18 protein-coding genes and 1 tRNA gene are annotated in these 17,502 nt (G+C 52.7%); 2 read left to right on the forward strand and 17 right to left on the reverse strand.

The window, feature by feature from the left end; translation table 11 throughout:
* Window positions 1–11: 11 nt before the first annotated feature.
* The 5 genes from clpX (ACTNCH_RS01960) to ACTNCH_RS01980 form a co-directional block, all read right to left on the reverse strand.
* A complete protein-coding gene (gene clpX / locus ACTNCH_RS01960; protein ID WP_441015253.1) occupies window positions 12–1,286 on the reverse strand; it encodes an ATP-dependent Clp protease ATP-binding subunit ClpX in 1,275 nt (424 codons plus the stop codon).
* A gap of 18 nt (window positions 1,287–1,304) precedes the next feature.
* Window positions 1,305–1,889 (reverse strand): ATP-dependent Clp endopeptidase proteolytic subunit ClpP, encoded by a 585-nt coding sequence (clpP, locus tag ACTNCH_RS01965; protein WP_441016123.1) that lies wholly within the window; start codon window positions 1,887–1,889, stop codon window positions 1,305–1,307.
* Between the two features lie 26 nt (window positions 1,890–1,915).
* Window positions 1,916–3,202, reverse strand: a complete 1,287-nt coding sequence (gene tig / locus ACTNCH_RS01970) for a trigger factor (protein ID WP_441015251.1) — start codon at window positions 3,200–3,202, stop codon at window positions 1,916–1,918.
* 236 nt (window positions 3,203–3,438) lie between these two features.
* Window positions 3,439–3,654, reverse strand: coding sequence for a small, acid-soluble spore protein, alpha/beta type (locus ACTNCH_RS01975; RefSeq protein WP_441015249.1), 216 nt, complete (start codon window positions 3,652–3,654; stop codon window positions 3,439–3,441).
* Window positions 3,655–3,832: 178 nt separating this feature from the next.
* On the reverse strand, window positions 3,833–4,384 hold the full coding sequence (locus tag ACTNCH_RS01980; protein ID WP_441015247.1) for a DJ-1 family glyoxalase III: 552 nt from the start codon (window positions 4,382–4,384) through the stop codon (window positions 3,833–3,835).
* Between the two features lie 152 nt (window positions 4,385–4,536).
* Here ACTNCH_RS01980 and ACTNCH_RS01985 point away from each other — a divergent pair, with 152 nt between their 5' ends.
* Window positions 4,537–4,986, forward strand: a complete 450-nt coding sequence (locus tag ACTNCH_RS01985; RefSeq protein ID WP_441015245.1) for a CYTH domain-containing protein — start codon at window positions 4,537–4,539, stop codon at window positions 4,984–4,986.
* Between the two features lie 123 nt (window positions 4,987–5,109).
* On the forward strand, window positions 5,110–5,514 hold the full coding sequence (locus tag ACTNCH_RS01990) for a helix-turn-helix domain-containing protein (RefSeq protein ID WP_441015243.1): 405 nt from the start codon (window positions 5,110–5,112) through the stop codon (window positions 5,512–5,514).
* A gap of 69 nt (window positions 5,515–5,583) precedes the next feature.
* Here the strand turns inward: ACTNCH_RS01990 and ACTNCH_RS01995 are convergent, their stop codons facing one another.
* From ACTNCH_RS01995 to clpX (ACTNCH_RS02050), 12 genes are all read right to left on the reverse strand, one after another.
* Complete coding sequence (locus ACTNCH_RS01995) at window positions 5,584–6,849, reverse strand: dihydroorotase (RefSeq protein WP_441015241.1); 1,266 nt, start codon at window positions 6,847–6,849, stop codon at window positions 5,584–5,586.
* Between the two features lies 1 nt (window position 6,850).
* Window positions 6,851–8,257 carry an ABC transporter substrate-binding protein gene (locus tag ACTNCH_RS02000; protein ID WP_441015239.1) on the reverse strand — a complete coding sequence of 469 codons (1,407 nt, stop codon included), beginning with the start codon at window positions 8,255–8,257 and terminating at the stop codon, window positions 6,851–6,853.
* A 137-nt stretch (window positions 8,258–8,394) separates the two neighbouring features.
* Window positions 8,395–9,609, reverse strand: a complete 1,215-nt coding sequence (locus ACTNCH_RS02005) for an LL-diaminopimelate aminotransferase (RefSeq protein WP_441015237.1) — start codon at window positions 9,607–9,609, stop codon at window positions 8,395–8,397.
* A 39-nt stretch (window positions 9,610–9,648) separates the two neighbouring features.
* Window positions 9,649–10,512: a diaminopimelate epimerase gene (dapF, locus tag ACTNCH_RS02010; protein ID WP_441015235.1), complete on the reverse strand. Its 864-nt coding sequence runs from the start codon at window positions 10,510–10,512 to the stop codon at window positions 9,649–9,651.
* Between the two features lie 71 nt (window positions 10,513–10,583).
* Complete coding sequence (locus ACTNCH_RS02015) at window positions 10,584–11,132, reverse strand: ANTAR domain-containing response regulator (protein ID WP_441015233.1); 549 nt, start codon at window positions 11,130–11,132, stop codon at window positions 10,584–10,586.
* 39 nt (window positions 11,133–11,171) lie between these two features.
* The gene (gene glnA / locus ACTNCH_RS02020; protein ID WP_441015231.1) at window positions 11,172–12,518 is read right to left on the reverse strand and encodes a type I glutamate--ammonia ligase; all 1,347 of its coding nucleotides are present in this window, start codon (window positions 12,516–12,518) and stop codon (window positions 11,172–11,174) included.
* 275 nt (window positions 12,519–12,793) lie between these two features.
* A tRNA-Pro gene (locus tag ACTNCH_RS02025) sits at window positions 12,794–12,867 on the reverse strand.
* Between the two features lie 119 nt (window positions 12,868–12,986).
* Window positions 12,987–13,661: an NUDIX hydrolase gene (locus tag ACTNCH_RS02030; protein ID WP_441015229.1), complete on the reverse strand. Its 675-nt coding sequence runs from the start codon at window positions 13,659–13,661 to the stop codon at window positions 12,987–12,989.
* On the reverse strand, window positions 13,654–14,736 hold the full coding sequence (locus ACTNCH_RS02035) for a DUF3810 domain-containing protein (protein WP_441015227.1): 1,083 nt from the start codon (window positions 14,734–14,736) through the stop codon (window positions 13,654–13,656). Before ACTNCH_RS02035 ends, ACTNCH_RS02030 begins: the two co-directional genes overlap by 8 nt.
* Complete coding sequence (locus ACTNCH_RS02040) at window positions 14,733–15,032, reverse strand: hypothetical protein (protein WP_441015225.1); 300 nt, start codon at window positions 15,030–15,032, stop codon at window positions 14,733–14,735. The genes ACTNCH_RS02035 and ACTNCH_RS02040 overlap by 4 nt, the downstream gene beginning before the upstream one ends.
* 3 nt (window positions 15,033–15,035) lie before the next feature.
* On the reverse strand, window positions 15,036–16,010 hold the full coding sequence (locus ACTNCH_RS02045; RefSeq protein WP_441015223.1) for an acyltransferase: 975 nt from the start codon (window positions 16,008–16,010) through the stop codon (window positions 15,036–15,038).
* 3 nt (window positions 16,011–16,013) lie between these two features.
* Window positions 16,014–17,420: an ATP-dependent Clp protease ATP-binding subunit ClpX gene (clpX, locus tag ACTNCH_RS02050; RefSeq protein ID WP_441015222.1), complete on the reverse strand. Its 1,407-nt coding sequence runs from the start codon at window positions 17,418–17,420 to the stop codon at window positions 16,014–16,016.
* Window positions 17,421–17,502 lie beyond the last annotated feature (82 nt).

Genomic DNA, 17,502 nt, shown 5'->3' on the forward strand with positions numbered 1-17,502 from the left:
TGACTCCGGTCTTACGCCCGGGCTTTTATCTCGTTGCTTGCGGTCACAGGCGTTCCCGTTCCCTCTACAACCTCTTTTGTAATCATGCAGTTGGTAATGTGATCGTCAGACGGAATCTCGTACATGGTATCCATCATGATACCTTCCATAATGGAACGAAGTCCTCTGGCTCCTGTCTTCCGCTTTACTGTCTGCTCCGCGATGGCTTCGATAGCCTCCCGCTCAAAGGACAGCTTCACGCCGTCCAGCTCAAACAGCTTCTTATACTGCTTTACGATGGAATTTTTCGGCTCCACCAGAATCCGCACCATATCTTCCTTGGTCAGGGCGTCCAGGGCTACCGTCACCGGCAGACGACCCACGAACTCCGGAATCATACCGAACTTCACCAGATCCTCCGGGAGCATCTCATGAAGCAGATGACCAATCTCATCATTTTCATTGGGACGTCCCAGATATGCGCCAAAGCCCATGCTTCTGCGATCCATCCGGTGCTCGATGATCTTCTCCAGACCCTCGAAGGCTCCACCGCAGATAAACAGGATATTGGTGGTATCGATCTGAATCAGCTCCTGATGGGGATGCTTTCTGCCGCCCTGAGGCGGAACGGAAGCAACAGTTCCCTCCAGAATCTTCAGCAATGCCTGCTGAACGCCCTCGCCGGACACATCCCGGGTAATGGACGGATTCTCGGATTTTCTGGTAATCTTGTCAATCTCATCGATATAGATAATGCCGTGCTCCGCACGCTCAATATCGTAATCCGCTGCCTGAATGATTTTCAGCAGAATGTTCTCCACATCCTCGCCCACATAACCGGCCTCTGTCAGAGAGGTGGCGTCCGCGATAGCAAACGGAACATTCAGAAGACGGGCCATGGTCTGCGCCAGCAGCGTCTTGCCGGATCCTGTGGGACCCAGCAGCAGAACGTTGCTTTTCTGCAGTTCCACGTCCGAGGTATCCTTCTTATCTTCCATCGCCAGAATCCGCTTGTAGTGATTGTAAACTGCCACGGAAAGTACCTTTTTCGCGTCCTCCTGACCGATTACATACTCGTCAAGGACCGCTTTGATCTCCTTGGGCTTCAGCAGATTGATCTGCTCCCGCACTTCTTCCTGATCCTGTGCCTCGTCCTGCTCAAGCTCCTCCTCGATCAGTTCCGCGCACAGCTCCACGCACTCGTCGCAGATAAAGGTTCCGCTGGGTCCGGATATCATCTTTCGCACCTGGTCGCCTGTCTTTCCGCAGAAAGAACATCTCACCTTATCATCACTAATTCTAGCCATTCAACAATTTCCTCTATATTACTGTCTCTTTGTTACAATGCTGTCGATGAGGCCGTATGCGACTGCTTCCTCCGCGCTCATATAATTGTCGCGCTCGGTGTCTGCCGCGATGACATCCAGCGGCTGTCCTGTGTTGGCTGCCAGAATCTCATTCAGCTTCTTCTTTGTCTTCAGAATATGATCCGCTACAATCTTGATGTCTGTAGCCTGGCCCTGTGCTCCGCCGGAGGGCTGGTGAATCATAATCTCCGCGTTGGGAAGCGCCATACGCTTACCCTTCGCTCCGCCTGCCAGAAGGAACGCTCCCATGCTGGCTGCCATTCCCATACAGATGGTGGACACGTCGCACTTGATATACTGCATGGTATCGTAGATCGCCATACCCGCGGTTACAGAACCACCCGGGCTGTTAATATACAGGCTGATATCCTTGTTCGGATCCTCAGACTCCAGAAACAGGAGCTGGGACACGATCAGGCTTGCGGACACATCGGTTACTTCCTCCCCCAGAAAGATAATCCGGTCCTTGAGCAGGCGGGAATAGATATCATAGGAACGCTCTCCCCGGCTGGTCTGCTCAATGACATAAGGTACCAAACTCATATTTGTCATATTCAATCAATCCTTTATTATTTCTCTACTGCTGCGTCAGTGATCAGTTCTACTGCCTTCTGAATAGCCAGATCCTCTCTTACGCCCTTCAGATCTTCCTCTGTGAACATCTCTTTCAGCTTCTCTGTCTCCATCTTGTACTGCTCAGCCATTCTGCCCAGCTCTGCGTCCAGCTCCTCGTCGGATGCGGTCAGGTTCTCTGCTGCTGCAACTGCCTCAAGCACCAGACGGCTCTGGATACGCTTCAGGGCCTGGGGTTTGGACTGCTCTACCATAGCCTGAACATTGCCGCCTGTGAACTGCAGGTACTGATCCATGCTGAGTCCCTGCATCTGCAGTCTCTGCGCGAACTCATCTACCATACGCTCTGCCTGTGTCTCAACCATAGCGTCCGGAACCTCCATGGTAGCGCCCTCGATGATCTTCTCGATGACAGCGTCCTCTTTCTTAGCTTTAGCCTCTGCTGCCTTCTTTTCCTCTACCTTCTTGCGGACGTCTGCCTTGTACTCCTCCAGAGTATCGAAATCAGATACGTCCTGAGCGAAATCATCATCCAGCTCCGGAAGCTCTTTTACCTTGATCTCCTTAACGGTGCACTTGAATACTGCCGGCTTTCCTGCCAGCTCCTTTGCATGGTACTCCTCCGGGAAGGTTACATCTACTTCTACTTCCTTACCGATCTCTGCGCCTACCAGCTTCTCCTCGAAGCCCGGGATAAATGCGCCGGAGCCGATGGTCAGCGGGTAATCGGTTCCCTTGCCGCCCTCGAATGCCTCTCCGTCAACGAAGCCCTCGAAATCAATCACGGTCATATCGCCGTCCTGAACTGCTCTGTCCTCTACGGAGATGGTTCTGGAGTTTGCCTCGCGCTCCTTGTCGATCTCTGCGTTTACTTCCTCATCGGTCGCTGCAGTATCTGCCTTCTCTACCTCGATGCCCTTGTACTGGCCCAGGGTAACCTCCGGCTTTACAGCTACTTCTGCTGTGAAGATGAAGGACTTGCCCTTCTCCAGCTGTACGATATCTACGGTCGGACGGGATACGATCTCAAGCTCGCACTCGTCTGCTGCCTGCGGATATGCCTTCTGGATCAGCGCGTTTGCAGCGTCATCGTAAAATACTTCCGGTCCGTACATCTTCTCGATCATCTGGCGCGGAACCTTGCCCTTACGGAAGCCCGGAACAGAAATCTGCTTTCTATTCTTCAGGTAAGCGTTCTGGAGCGCTGTCTCTACTTCCTCTGCAGCTACCTCTACAGTCAGCTTTGCCATGTTCTTCTCTAATTTTTCAACCTGTAAACTCATGTTCTATTTTCCTCCTTAAGTGTGGGGCGCGCGGCGCCTTCCACAAATTCTCTGCGTATATGTTTACATACTTACAGTCATTTTAATAGTATAGCATGGGTTTCCCCGAAAAATCAAGTGTTTTGGCCTAATTTACGCGGCTCCATTCCGCGTTTTTTATCAGCTTACGCAGAAAAACCCCCGGCGGGCTCTCTGCTTTGGCACAGAGTTCCCGCCGGGGGCTGTTTTTCTTTTCCTTATCTGCCGCTCATCTGCTCTTCCTGCTTCTTGATCATTTTTCTGACCATTTCGCCGCCGATGGAGCCGGCCTGGGCGCTTGTCAGGTCGCCGTTATAGCCCTCCTTTAAGGGGACGCCCAGCTCGCTGGCTACTTCTTCCTTGAAGCGGCTCATCGCTGCTTTGGCTTCGGGGACTGCCATCTGATTCTGGCTTCCGCTGTTCTTCTGTGTCATGTTATCACCTCCATGATGGTAGTGTGGCACGGCGGGACGGCGGATATGCTGGAAGTTTTTTCATAAGACGGACGGTTCCGGCAGACGGCTGTGCCAGAAATTTCCCACGCTCGGGCGCAAATAGGCCCTCCTTAGGAAAGTTTCTGGCACAGCCGTCTGCCGGAACCTGTTCTTCATCTTACACTTCGTACACGATACTCTTCGCGATCTCGTCCGCCTTCTCCTGGCCGTAGAGCTGGGCGATCAGGCTCAGGGCGAAAGGAATAGCAGTTCCGACGCCGCGGCTGGTGGTGATGACGCCGTCGGTAACAACCGGGGCGGTCTCGCAGATGGCTCCGGTAAGTCCATCCTCACAGCTGGGATAGCAGGTGGCCTTCTTGCCATTCAGCAGTCCTGTGTGGCCCAGGACTGTGGGCGCGGCGCAGATAGCTGCCAGTCTTCTGCCTTTGGCATAATGCTCCTTCAGAAGCTCCATCAGCGGTTCGCAGGCTTTCAGATTCAGAGTACCGGGCATACCACCGGGCAGCACCAGAAGATCCATCTCTGTAAAATCCATTTCCGCAAAGAGACAGTCTGCGGTGATAACAATGCCGTGGCTTCCGGTCACTTCTTTTTTATCGCCGATGGATACCAGGGTAACCTCCGCTCCGGCTCTGCGCAGCAGATCCGCCGGTGTCAGCGCCTCTACTTCCTCGAATCCCTCTGCCAAAAATATACTTACTTTTTTCATTTTTTCCGACTCCTTCCGTATTCTGTCAGTTCTTCGTTTCTGTTTCTGAATCGACTTATTTTCTTCGGTTATTATAACAAATTTTCATTGAATTTTCTATACCTATGTGCTACTGTCCTTTTATCCTATCAATTGCTTACGGAGGTTTATTCATGGAAATCGAACGAAAATTTTTAATTCCCAGGCTGCCGGAAAACCTGGCTTCCTATCCGAGCAGATTGCTGGAGCAGGCCTATCTGTGTACGGAGCCTGTGGTCCGGGTACGGCGCAGCGACGATTCTTATATTCTCACTTACAAATCCAAAGGACTTATGAGCCGCGAGGAATACAATCTGCCCCTGACCGCGGAAAGCTACGCTCATCTGAAGGCCAAGGCCGATGGAAATATTATTTCCAAAAAACGTTATCTGATTCCGTTGCCCGACGGACTTACCATTGAGCTTGATGTCTTCGCGGCGCCTTTTGACGGACTGTGGCTGGCAGAGGTGGAATTCGAATCCGAAGAGCAGGCCAACACGTTTACACCGCCGGAATGGTTCGGAGAAGAGGTTACCTGGTCTTCCGCATACCATAACAGTACGCTCAGTCAGAAAAAGTTCTGATATCCTATATGGTCACCGCTTGATGACGGATTATTTGGTCTTGCGCTGCGTTTTGTGACATTGCGCATATATCAATCCGCAAACTGGTATAATAATGCCATCTTTTCGGAAGGAGAATGCGTGATGTCCGGTTCCTATCTGGCTGCTAATCTTCGCAGTCTACGCGAAGCCAGAAACTATTCGCAGAAATACATCAGTGAACAGCTTCATATTGCACGGCAAACCTACACGGTCTACGAGAGCGGCAAGCGCGTTCCCGATATCGGACTAATCTGTATGCTGGCAGATATCTATGACGTCTCCCTGGATCAGCTGGTGCTGACGGATCTGTCCGCCCACTCTGATATCATTGCCGATGGGGGAAGCGCCCGGCACTATGCAGCTGTACCCAATAAAAGCCTGATTCCCTTAAGCGGAGCCAACGCCAAGTCCGTTATGGATTTCTTAAACTTTCCTGAGAAGGAACAGTTGGAGACACGGGAATTTATCCGGTTTAAAAAGTATTTGCTGTCGAAGGAGCAGAAATAACTGTATGTATTAAAAATAGCAAGGGTTGTCCACATTATTTTGTGACAACCCTTGCTTCATTCTTATGACTTACAATTTGTATACTATCTTTCCGTCACAGATGGTGTAATGCACCCGTCCGGTCAGGGTCCAGCCCTCAAAAGGCGTATTGACTGCTTTGGACCGGAAGTCTTCCGCCTTCCACTCCTCATTTTCATCAAAAATCACCAGATCCGCAGGCGCGCCTTCGGCAATGCCCGGGAAGGGCAGATGATACAATGCCGCCGGATTCTGACTCATTTTCCGCATCAGCTCCATGAGTGTCAGATGACCTGGCTTCACAAGCTTCGTGATACTAAGGGCCAGAGAGGTTTCCAGGCCGATGATACCGCTGGGCGCTTCCGTCAGGGGTTTGTTCTTCTCGTCCATACTATGAGGGGCGTGGTCGGTGGCAATCATATCGATGGTGCCGTCCTTCAGGCCTTCGATGACGGCCTGCCGGTCTGCTTCCGTCCGAAGGGGCGGATTCATCTTCGCCAGTGTGCCATAGCTAAGCACCGCTTCGTCCGTCAGTGTGAAATGATGGGGCGCTGCCTCGGCTGTCACATGGGAACCGCGCTTCTTGGACGCGCGCACAGCTTCTACCGCTCCGGCTGTACTGATGTGCTGGATATTGACGCTGGCTCCGGTCTCCTCCGCCAGACGGCAATCCCGCTCCACCATGGTAATCTCCGCTTCCGCCGGGGAACCTCCGATTCCAAGCTTCTCCGAGACCGGCCCGCGGTTGATTCCATTATTGGCAATCAGCTTCGGATCCTCCTCATGAAGGCTTACCGGGACCTGCAGCTCCTCTGCTTTCCGAAGCGCCGCCTTTAAAACTGCTTCGTCCAGAATTGGAATCCCGTCGTCGGTAAAGCCTGCCGCTCCCGCTGCCCGTAAGCCGTCCATATCTACCAGCTCTTTTCCCTGCATTCCTTTGGTGACACAGACGCAGGAAAGCACATGGATCCCGGTCTTTCGTCCCTGCTCCAGGACATAGGACAGGACTTCCGCGTTATCCACCACCGGTCTGGTATTGGCCATGCAGATCACGGTCGTAAAACCGCCTGCCGCCGCTGCAGTCGCTCCGGTTTGGATATCTTCTTTATAGGTAAGACCCGGATCGCGGAAATGGACATGCACATCCACCAGTCCGGGCGCAACTACCATTCCTGCCGCGTCTATAATCTCTTCGCAGCCTTCCAGAGCAAGCTTCGCCCCTATCGCTTTGACTGTTCCTTTTTCCAGAATCAAATCTCCGGTAAATTCTCTGCCGCTTACCGGGTCCAGAATTCTTCCTCCGCGAATTCCTATCATACTATTCTTCCTCTTTCTCTGTCAGCGTCTTGTCGGCGTATTCCGTAAAGCTGTTCGTCGCTTCCTTAACACTGTACTGATCGTCAAGAATCTCTGTTTCCATCTGATACCAGTATACCCGCATTTTTTCAAAGCCCTTGACAGACTGGTAATAGGTGCCGCTATAGGGCATCAGCGCCTCATACAGCAGCGCTTCCTCATTTCCGTCATAGACGTCGCCCATGGAAGTCCGTACCGGAAACGCGCCGCTTCGTACTACATTTTCCTTTGCCACAGATTCGTCGTTGCACAGGAAATCAATCAGGTAACGGGAAGCCTGTTCCTTGGCCTCGTCCGCGGTCTGAAAAATACAAAAGCCGTTCAGCATATATTCCAGCGACGGGGTTCCGTCCTCCGACGGATAGGGCATAACTACCACATCTACGCCGTTCTCCTCCAGAGCCGCCGCATTGCTGATGGCCTGGGGCAGGCTCCACAGCAGACAGTAGGAATTGTTGCCTGTCACAAATTCTTCCACGGCGTCCGCACCGGAGGAATCTGTACCGTTCAGCATCCAACCCTTGCTGATCCATTCCTTTATCTTGGAAAATGCCTTCTGATTGGCGTCGCTGTTCATGGTGTAGGCGCTCTTATCTTCCTTCATCAGACTTCCGTCGTAGAGGTTGGTAACGAAAGAACGGGTCGCGTAATCTCCCGCGATACCGGAGCAGTACAGCATTCCGGCATTGAAGCCGGAGGCGTTCAGCTTCTCCAGCACCTGTTCAAAGGCTTCTGTAGTCCAGGTGCAGGCTCCCTCCCGGTTCATCAGCTCCATGGCGCCGGATCCCTCCAGCATTTCTCGGTTGAAGGCCATGACATAATTGGATCCGCTCAAAGGATACATGACGCAGGTATCTCCCACGCTGCAGGCACTTAAGATTCCCTCGCTGACCAGATCGGATTTCACCTCATCGGTAAACAGATCGCTGATATCCGACAGCATGCCCTTTTTCGCATAACCGCTGATTCTGCCCGGCCCGTCCAGCAGGACGTTGGGAAGCTCTCCGCCTTCGGCCTTAATCTGTTCCTCTACCAGGTTCGGACCGTCGGTATAGTCCAGAAGCTTCAGTTCTACTTTTATGTTCGGATATTTTTCATTGAATTTCTGAATCAGGGTCTGCTCGTAGGTGCCGTCGGCCTGGCCCTCGTCCTGGACAAATACCGGATAGGTCCACCAGGATATGCTGGCTTCCAGATCGGAGACAACTTTCGCCGGCGTCTCCGCCTCGGCTGTATCTTCGGTCTCTTCCACTACGTCTGCTATATCGATATCCTCATTTTTTGCGTCCTTTTTACCCTGGCATCCTGCCGCGGATACTGCCATGAGTCCTGCCGCTGTGAGAGCTGTAATTTTTTTCCAGTTTATCATGTTGTAAACTCCTCCTAACCTGTTTACTATAGCACAGATGGCAGAGGGGCACAAGGGAAAATCCTGGGAAACGGACGAAGTAAGGAAAAGAAGATAGATACCAAAAGCCCGCGGTCTTCTTGCGTCTATCGTCTGTCTTACAATGCTTTAATTCTCTCCAGCGCCTTCACCGTATTTTCATGGGAGCCAAAGGCGGTCAGTCGGAAATAGCCCTCGCCGCTGGGTCCGAAGCCGGAGCCCGGCGTACCGACTACGCCCGCATGTTCAAGCAGATAATCGAAGAACTCCCAGGAAGTCATCTGATTCGGCGTCTTCAGCCAGATGTACGGGGCGTTTACACCGCCGGACACCGTGTATCCCGCGTCCTTAAGTCCTGTCAGAATCGTCTTCGCATTGTTCATGTAGTATCCCACCTGCTCCTTTAACTGCGCCTTGCCGGCCTCGGAATAAACCGCCTCGCCGGCCCGCTGCACGATATAGGGCGCGCCGTTGTACTTGGTGCCGTGGCGTCTCGCCCACAGCGCATGCAGGGATACATCGCCGCATTTCAGATCCTTGGGAATCACCGTATAGCCAAGTCTTACACCGGTGAAGCCTGCATTTTTGGAAAAGCTCTTCAGCTCGATGGCACAGGTTCTCGCTCCCTCGCATTCGTAAATGGTGTGGGGCACATTTTCCTCGGAAATATATGCTTCATAAGCCGCATCGTAGATGATAACCGCGCCTACTCTGTTGGCATAGTCCACCCAGACCTGCAGTTGATCCTTTGTAATGGTCGATCCGGTCGGGTTATTGGGGAAGCACAGATAAATCAGATCCGGCGTCTCCTTCGGCAGCTCCGGCGCAAACCCATTGTCTGCGGTACAGGGCATATAGATCACGTCGCTCCATATCTCGGTTTTCGGATCATAGGTACCGGTTCGTCCCGCCATCACATTGGTGTCTACATAAACCGGATAGACCGGATCGCAGACCGCAATCCTGTTGTCCAGGCTGAAAATCTCCTGAATGTTGCCGGAATCGCATTTCGCGCCGTCGCTGACAAAGATTTCGTCCGCTTTGATATCCGCGCCCCGATCCTGATAGTCATTTTTCGCAATAGCGTTCCGGAGGAATTCATATCCCAGATCCGGCGCGTAGCCATGGAAGGTTTCTGCGTGTCCCATCTCGTCTACCGCCTTATGCATGGCCTCAATGATGGCCGGCGCGATCGGCTGGGTCACGTCGCCGATTCCCAGACGGATGATGCTTTTTTCCGGATGCTCCGCTGAGTAAGCCGCCACCTTCTTTCCGATGGTGGAAAACAGATAGCTTCCCGGAAGTTTTAGATAATTTTCATTTACTTTATACATAAGATTCACTCCTCCTCGTGCCACCGGCACATACATTTATTAACGTCCCTCTACGCTGGCCCGAAGCTCCTCCGGATCAAATTCTCCGGTAAACACGGTAGCTGCCGGTCCGGTCATATAGACGCAGTTATCCTTTTCATCCCAGAAGATTTCCAGATCGCCGCCCAGAAGGTGAACGGTCACATTCCGATCCGCATAGCCGTTCAGGATTGCGGCTACCGCGGTGGCGCAGGCGCCGGTTCCGCAGGCCATGGTTTCTCCGGATCCGCGCTCCCACACACGCATTTTCAGATTTTTTCGATCCATGCGCTCTACGAATTCTGTATTGACCCGATCGGGAAAACGCTCGTGCTTCTCGAATTTCGGACCGATTTCTTCTATTTTCAGGTCATCTACGCCTTCCATGAAGACCACTGCATGGGGATTTCCCATGGAAACGCAGGTCATCTCATAAATCTGATTGTCTATCACGATGGGGCTGGCCACCAGACGCTCGCCCCCGCCTGTCACCGGAATCAGCTCCGGCTTCAGAATCGGCTCGCCCATGTTGACCCGCACCTTCTTTACCTTTCCTGCTTCTACCGTAAGCTTCAGGTATTTGACTGCTCCTCCGGAAATGACGCTGATCTCCGTCTTGTCCGTCAGGCCGTTGTCGTAGACATATTTCGCCACGCACCGGATCCCGTTGCCGCACATCTTTCCGTAGGAACCGTCCGCGTTGTACATGGCCATTTCAAAATCCGCCTCGTCGGAGGACTGAATCAGAATCAGGCCGTCGGATCCGATGCCCTTGTGCCGATCGCTGACTAAACGTGCTATCTCGCCCGGATTTTCCAGACGTTCCTTCGTACAGTCCATATATACATAATCGTTGCCGATTCCATGCATTTTGGTAAATTTCATTTTTATTATTTTCTCCCTTCATTCTGATGCGGTGGACGTTCAGCCGCGCCATTCGCAAAACCATGGCTGAACTAGTATCTCATCATGCTGAGCACCATCTCCGCTGTCTCCACCAGATTCGTACCGCTGTCCATGCTGCATTTCTGGATATACCGGTGGGCCTCCTCCTCGGTCATGCCGTTCCGCTCCATCAGAAGAGCCTTGGCCTCCTCCAGCACCTTCCGATCCTCCTCAGAGCGCGCCTTTGGCATAGCTTTTCGCTTCTTCCGGCGGCGCTCCGCATTGGCCACCATCATTTCCAGGGTATTGAGCAGATCCTGGGCCTTCAGCGGCATTGCCACACACATGATACCAGATCCCGCGCATTCGCTCAAGACCCTCTGAGAGGCCATCAGAAGCACCTCGAAATGAGGCGGCAGACAGTCGGCAAGCTCCGCGTACATCATATCCGGATACTTATAACCGCAGACCACGATACCGTCTCCCAGGCTGTTAGCCCCCGCCAGGGCCTGCGCGCCCGTGGTACAGACCGACGGAACACGGAAACCGTGACGAACCAGCAGATTTCGAATGTTCTTCGCATCTTCTATTTTAGGAAATAATACTATTATATTCGTCACACTCGCACCTCCCGGAATTCTTCTGTCCTGAGGTGTCTGTTAAAAACGATACAGGTACTGCTCCGTCTCCCACTGGGACACTTCCGCAGAGTACGCCTCCCACTCCTGTTTTTTGGCGGCAATATAGCATTTACAGAGCTCTTCGCCGAGCACGCCCTTTACCAGCTCGTCCTGCTCCAGACCCTTCAGCGCCTCCATCAGATCCCGGGGCAGCGGACGGATCCCGAGTGCTTCTCTCTCTGTTTCCGTCATTTTCCGTACATCTTCATTGACCGGCTTCGGCGGCTCCACATGATTCTTTATGCCATCCAGACCTGCCGCCAGGCAGACCGCCAGAGTCAGGTAGGGATTGCAGGAGGGATCCGGGCTGCGCAGCTCGATCCGCGTATTCTCCTCCCGCTGGGCCGGAATCCGAATCATCTGGCTGCGGTTAATGGGCGACCAGGAAATATAGGACGGTGCCGTGAAGCCCGCTCCCGTCTGGGCCGGGAAAATGCGTTTGTAAGAATTTACCAGTGGATTGGTGATGGCAGACAGACCTCTGGCATGCTTGAGCAGGCCGCCAATAAACCAGTAGGCCTCCCGGCTCAGGCCGTACTCGTCGCTTTCGTCCGCGAAAATATTTTTTCCGTCCTTCTTCAGGGAAATATTGGTGTGCATGCTGGAGCCGTTGATGCCCGCCCTGGGTTTGGGCATAAAGGTGGCATGCATACCGAAGCGTCTGGCAATTGTCTTCACCGCCAGCTTGAAGGTCATGATGTTATCTGCGGAAAGCAGGGCCTCATCATAGCGGAAATCAATCTCATGCTGGGCGGAAGCCACCTCGTGATAAGAGGACTCTACTTCGAAGCCCATTTCCTCCAGGTTCAGAATAATATCACGGCGGACATTTTCTCCCTGATCGATGGGGCTCATGTCAAAATAGCCTGCCTTTTCATGACTGAATACGGTGGGATTGCCATCGTCGTCCGTGTGGAACAGAAAGAATTCACACTCCGGCCCCACATCAAAATGGTAGCCCATGCTTTCCGCTTCCTTCAGTACCTTCTTCAGAATATAGCGGGAATCTCCCTCATAGGGAGAGCCGTCCCGTTTCTGGATATCGCAGATGAGACGCGCCACCTTGCCCTGCTGAGGCCGCCAGGGGAAGATCGCCAGCGTATCCAGATCCGGACACAGGAACATATCCATGTCGTTGTCATGGAGAAAGCCCTCCACGCAGGAGCCGTCGAATACGTACCGGTTATCCAGTATCTTTTCCAGCTGGCTGGCCGTCACTGCCGCGTTTTTCAGGTTGCCGAACAGATCCGTGAACTGCAGACGGATAAATTCCACGTCCTCCTCTTCTACCAGACGCATAATATCTCTTTTTGTATTGTGACTCATACTCTCTCCTCCTATGAGTTTCTTTGTTTTATAAGGATAATATTTTTATGTAACAGGGAATTCTATCAGAGTTTCCTATTCCATAAAAAAAGGGGAGCCCCTGTGGGACTCCCCTTTCGTAGACTTCCCCCTTGGAGAACGTCATTGTTCTGTAAAAAATATAGCAGTTAGAATTTTTTTTGTCAATGATTTCTGTCAAAATCCGGGATATCGTACTTTAATGCAATACGTCCTGTAGATCAAAAAAGCCAGAATCAAAAAGATTCTGGCTAAAATCGGAGTAACAGGATTTGAACCTGCGACCTCTCGGCCCCCAGCCGAGCGCGCTACCAAGCTACGCCATACTCCGTCAAACGCATATATTATTTTATTACGTGCGTTTGATTTTGTCAAGGTTTTTTTGATAAATTTTAGTCCAACCGCAAAAAAATGGGCGGCTTTTTCGATCAGCACAACCTTTTTCTTTTTTTACTGCCGGATATAGATTCCCTGTTCCTCAATCCAGTCTTGCAGATCGTTCTGGGCGTCCTCTGCCCAGGTCTCCGTCTTTTCCGCACAGGCCAGGGACCGTCCGGTCTTCCGGAAATAATCCTCGATAGCCGCCGTCAGCTTTTCAAATTCATCTTCAAAGATACAGCTTTTCAGCGTGGCGTTTCGAATGCCGTCCAGACAGGCCCGGTAATCCATCCACAGAACGCTCTCCACCTCTTCCTTCTGAAGCTTCAAATCCCCGGTACGTCCGGTATACTCCATCAGATAAACCCTGCTGTACTCATAATTGATAAACGGCTTTCCATAGAATACATCTTTTACGTAACCCTTATGGGTGAACACCTCATGCAATTCCCCGGGCTCCGCTTTTATCCCCAGCTCTTCCCAAAGCTCCCGCAGCGCCGATTCCTGAAAATCCTGTCCTGCCGGGATATGCCCCGCGGAGGAGATGTCATAACAGCCCGGAAAAGAATCCTTATGGGCGCTCCGCTTCTGAAGCAGCACGTCGGCAGATCCCCGGTCAGCCCGGTAACGCACCAGCCATACATGGGAGGTACCGTGTAGATCGCCGTCCCGGTGCACCAGCTCCCGCTCCTTTGTTTCTCCCTTTCGGCTTCCGTCTTCCTTTCGCAAATCCAGTAACTCACTCATCCCTCTTCCTCCTTCTCTCCGCCAGCAGCAGATCCACCATGCGGCCATAGCTTTTAACCCCATCTTTCTGGGAATTAGCTCTCAGATAGGTATCGTTCATTTTATCAGAAATATCTGCCACTTTTCCGGCAAAGCTCTTCCAGTAACGGTTATGCTCTGCCAGATCGGCTTCCGCCCGGGCGCAGAGCCTCTCCCGAATCGCGATCATCCGCTCCGGATTCTCCCGATACAGGGCATTTCCACTGTAGATGTAGGCCAGCAGCGCTCCGCTGTAACGAAAGGCCGCGCTGTCCGAAGCCCGGCAGGCCAGATAAGCGATAAAATTGGCCTCGTCCTCCCGCATAAAGCCCTTCAGATGAGACAGCTCATGGCAGACCGTGGAGGGCTTGTCCGGCTGCGGCATATCCCCGTTATAATTGGCTTCTATGGTAAATGGACTGTATTCCCCCTGCAGCTGCTGATAAGACATGTACCACCAGCTGAAAATCTGCTTGGGAACCGGATAATACCCGGCCAGCTCCGGATAGCTTTCCCCCACCCGCTGCATGGCCTTCACCGCCTCTGTCCCCAGCTTCCGGCTGTCGGACAGGTCTTCGGGGGATTCTGTCTCCAGTTCCGCCGCAGCCTCATTGATTTCCTGTACCAGAGCTTCGCAAAGCTCAGCCAGCTCGTTCTCCGTAGACTTCTCTAAGGTAAAGCCAGCCCGTTCCTCGAAGGTCAGACGATGATAATTGATTCCGCAATTCAAAGTAAACAGAACAAATAAAACAATCGCGAATTTTACCACAACTACCGCCAGTCTGCGCAACCGCAGCCGTCGCCGGATTACCAGAAGCAGTCCGATCAGCGCCGACAATATCGCCGCGTAAATCAGAAGTTCAATCAGGGAAACGGGTACAAGAGCGCTTACGCGTCCCAGGCTTCCCACCCAGATCGGGTAGACCTTTTCCGCGTACCACTCCGCAAAGGCCGGAAAAAGCCGGGCCGCAAGATTCAGCGCCAGGGCAGCCAGAAGGCTGCCGCTCCAGCACACTGTACTCCTTTGTACCCGGCTTTTATGCTCCGCACGCCTCATGAAAGGGCGCTCTTCTTTTCATCGATTTCTCCCTGATACTCGTCAATCAGGATTTCCTTGCGCGCGATTTCCTCGCAAAGCTGCTGAAGCGGCGCGTCGTCGATACTGCCTGCAGCCGCGAAGCGCTCGTATACGATTTTTCCGATGGCCTCGTAATCCCGCTTCATGTCGCGCTCCAGACTGAAAATCTGATTCTTCAGCTTTGCCACGCCTGCTACCTCCGTAGCCTTGCGTCCCACCGTATCTGCCGCTCCTGTCACTGCTCTTCCGATGTTATCCCAGATCTTGTTGTCCATACTCTATACCCCTTTCTTTTTTATTCTATGCATAAGCTCTGCCAGAGCTGTAGAAGCCGCTCCCACCAGAAACGGCATCAGCAGCTGACAGGCCATGGTTTCATAAAAGCCAGCCATCAGGAAGGCCAACGCCGCAAAATTCCGCAGCAGCATATGCCACAGATAAATATTGGCGGAATCCCTTTCTCCTATCCGGGCCAGTAAAGAGCCCTTTCCCAGATCCGGAAAAGCCAGCGCCAGACGGAATAGCCCCTCCGCTGTCAGGATACTGCCCACATACAGCTCGTCATATCCGCTCCACAGACACTCTACCGACGAAAGGAGCATACCGGCTGCCACAAGCGCCATTCCCGCGCCTCTGTGTAATCGCAGCTCTCCCTGCTTCTCCCGGCAGGCAAACCAGCTGCCCCACAGGAAAAACGGAAAGCCCGTCAGCCAGAAGCTTCGGATCCAGCGGACCGGCACCGCGATACCAGTCAGCCCTCTTCCCTCTCCAAGCAGCAGATTGGCTGCCAGCAGTACCGGAATCAGAAGATATACCCTTTCCTCCAGGCGCTTACGCGCCAACAGCCGGTAAAACAGGTAGCAATACACCAGCGCGCCCATAAACCACAGATGGGGCGCCATGGCTGTCCGGTTAAAAAGCAACAGATCGGACACCGTCCTGCCTCCGTCCGGAAAAAGCTCTGCTCCCATCTGCGCGAAGGTCCGCTGAGACAAAAAATACCGGATCGCGGCCCACAGGTAATAAACCGCCACCGCTCCCACATACAGCCGGAAGATATGGCTTTCCCGCCGTTTTAAGACTGCGTCCTCCCGTCCATAGGCGAAATATCCGCTGATCAGGAAAAACAGCGGCACCGCGAACCGGGCTATTCCTTTTATGATTTCCCCGGGAACACCGGGCAGGGTGCAGTGAATCAGCACCACCGCGAAGGCGGCAATTCCCTTCCATACATTCAGACAATGATTTTTCATAGCTTATGACTGCTGCTCCAGCTCCAGCACGCCCCGCATGGAGATAAGCGGGCCGCCCCGGTGTTCTATATACTCTCTGGTTATGGTTACCCGCCCGATGTTGTCGTCCTTGGGAACCTCATACATGATATCCAGCATGAATTCCTCAATAATGGCGCGCAGGGCCCGGGCTCCCGTATCCCGCTTCAGCGCCTCCTCCGCAATGGCCTCCAGGGCTCCATCACTGAACTGCAGATCCACCTCGTCCAGGGCCAGCAGCTTCTGATACTGCTTCAGAATCGCGTTTTTCGGCTCCTTTAAAATCCGCACCAGCATAGCCCTGTCAAGCTTACCCAGCGTGCAGATAATCGGCAGTCTGCCCAGAAACTCCGGTATCATTCCAAAGCTCCGCAGATCCTCCACAGTCACTCTGGACAGCAGATTCGGCTCTTTATCGTATTTGTCCTTCAGATCTGCCTGGAAGCCCATGGAGGACTTCTGGTTCAGGCGCTCCTTGATGACATTTTCCAGCTCCGGAAACGCGCCGCCGCAGATGAAGAGAATATTCCGGGTGTTTACGGTAGTCAGCGGAACCATGGCGTTCTTACTGCCGGCTCCCACCGGCACCTCTACCTCGGCTCCCTCCAGAAGCTTCAGAAGTCCCTGCTGCACCGACTCGCCGCTGACGTCCCGGTGATGGGTATCCTTCTTTTTCGCTATCTTGTCAATCTCGTCGATAAAGACAATTCCCTTCTCTGCCTTTTCCACATCGTTATCCGCTGCCGCCAACAGCTTGGAAATAACGCTCTCAATATCGTCGCCGATATAGCCCGCCTCTGTCAGAGAGGTCGCGTCCGCAATGGCCAGCGGCACGTCCAGAAGCTTCGCCAGCGTCTTCACCAGATAGGTTTTTCCACTTCCCGTGGGTCCAATCAGCAGGATATTGGATTTCTCGATCTCAATATCGTCCTGGGTGCCGGTAGCCACCCGTTTGTAATGATTATAGACCGCCACAGATATGACCTTCTTGGCATAATCCTGCCCGATGACAAATTCATCCAGGCTGGCCTTCAGCTTATGGGGCGCCGGAATGCTCCGGATATCAAACTCCTGAGCCGGCTCCTCCTTCTTCGGCTTTTTCTTTTTTACCTGCTGCTGATGGGGCATCATGTTCTGCAGATCGGAAAGATTTATCATGTTAATTCCCTGCAGTCTGGAAAAATCGATATTTCCATTCTGAAGGGTATCCATGGTTTTCTGCATACAGTCCGGACATACGCTGATCCCATCCGTCAGGGTAATCAGTTTTCCCGCCTGGCTTTCCGGGCGGCGACAGAGGAAGCAGAAGCGCTCATATTCCTGCTTCCCGTTCCCATTATCATTGTCCTTATCCGTTTCCTTTTCGTTTTCCAAATACTCTTTATCCTGCATATTGTTCTGTGCTCCTTTTCTCACAGTATATCATAAAATGGTTCCCTGTGAGTACCAAATTCGATTTTTATAAATAGCTTTA

Source organism: Candidatus Merdisoma sp. HCP28S3_D10 (assembly GCF_052065835.1).
GTDB lineage: Bacteria > Bacillota > Clostridia > Lachnospirales > Lachnospiraceae > Laedolimicola.

Excerpts from the sequence above, each read along its gene's own strand:
- clpP (WP_441016123.1), bottom strand. The coding sequence starts at position 1,889 with ATGAGTTTGGTACCTTATGTCATTGAGCAGACCAGCCGGGGAGAGCGT.
- ACTNCH_RS01980 (WP_441015247.1), bottom strand. The coding sequence starts at position 4,384 with ATGAAAAAAGTAAGTATATTTTTGGCAGAGGGATTCGAGGAAGTAGAG.
- tig (WP_441015251.1), bottom strand. The coding sequence starts at position 3,202 with ATGAGTTTACAGGTTGAAAAATTAGAGAAGAACATGGCAAAGCTGACT.
- clpX (WP_441015222.1), bottom strand. The coding sequence starts at position 17,420 with ATGCAGGATAAAGAGTATTTGGAAAACGAAAAGGAAACGGATAAGGAC.
- ACTNCH_RS01990 (WP_441015243.1), top strand. The coding sequence starts at position 5,110 with ATGTCCGGTTCCTATCTGGCTGCTAATCTTCGCAGTCTACGCGAAGCC.
- ACTNCH_RS02005 (WP_441015237.1), bottom strand. The coding sequence starts at position 9,609 with ATGTATAAAGTAAATGAAAATTATCTAAAACTTCCGGGAAGCTATCTG.
- dapF (WP_441015235.1), bottom strand. The coding sequence starts at position 10,512 with ATGAAATTTACCAAAATGCATGGAATCGGCAACGATTATGTATATATG.
- ACTNCH_RS02045 (WP_441015223.1), bottom strand. The coding sequence starts at position 16,010 with ATGAAAAATCATTGTCTGAATGTATGGAAGGGAATTGCCGCCTTCGCG.
- ACTNCH_RS02035 (WP_441015227.1), bottom strand. The coding sequence starts at position 14,736 with ATGAGGCGTGCGGAGCATAAAAGCCGGGTACAAAGGAGTACAGTGTGC.
- ACTNCH_RS02000 (WP_441015239.1), bottom strand. The coding sequence starts at position 8,257 with ATGATAAACTGGAAAAAAATTACAGCTCTCACAGCGGCAGGACTCATG.
- ACTNCH_RS02030 (WP_441015229.1), bottom strand. The coding sequence starts at position 13,661 with ATGAGTGAGTTACTGGATTTGCGAAAGGAAGACGGAAGCCGAAAGGGA.
- ACTNCH_RS02040 (WP_441015225.1), bottom strand. The coding sequence starts at position 15,032 with ATGGACAACAAGATCTGGGATAACATCGGAAGAGCAGTGACAGGAGCG.
- ACTNCH_RS01985 (WP_441015245.1), top strand. The coding sequence starts at position 4,537 with ATGGAAATCGAACGAAAATTTTTAATTCCCAGGCTGCCGGAAAACCTG.
- clpX (WP_441015253.1), bottom strand. The coding sequence starts at position 1,286 with ATGGCTAGAATTAGTGATGATAAGGTGAGATGTTCTTTCTGCGGAAAG.
- ACTNCH_RS01995 (WP_441015241.1), bottom strand. The coding sequence starts at position 6,849 with ATGATAGGAATTCGCGGAGGAAGAATTCTGGACCCGGTAAGCGGCAGA.
- glnA (WP_441015231.1), bottom strand. The coding sequence starts at position 12,518 with ATGAGTCACAATACAAAAAGAGATATTATGCGTCTGGTAGAAGAGGAG.
- ACTNCH_RS01975 (WP_441015249.1), bottom strand. The coding sequence starts at position 3,654 with ATGACACAGAAGAACAGCGGAAGCCAGAATCAGATGGCAGTCCCCGAA.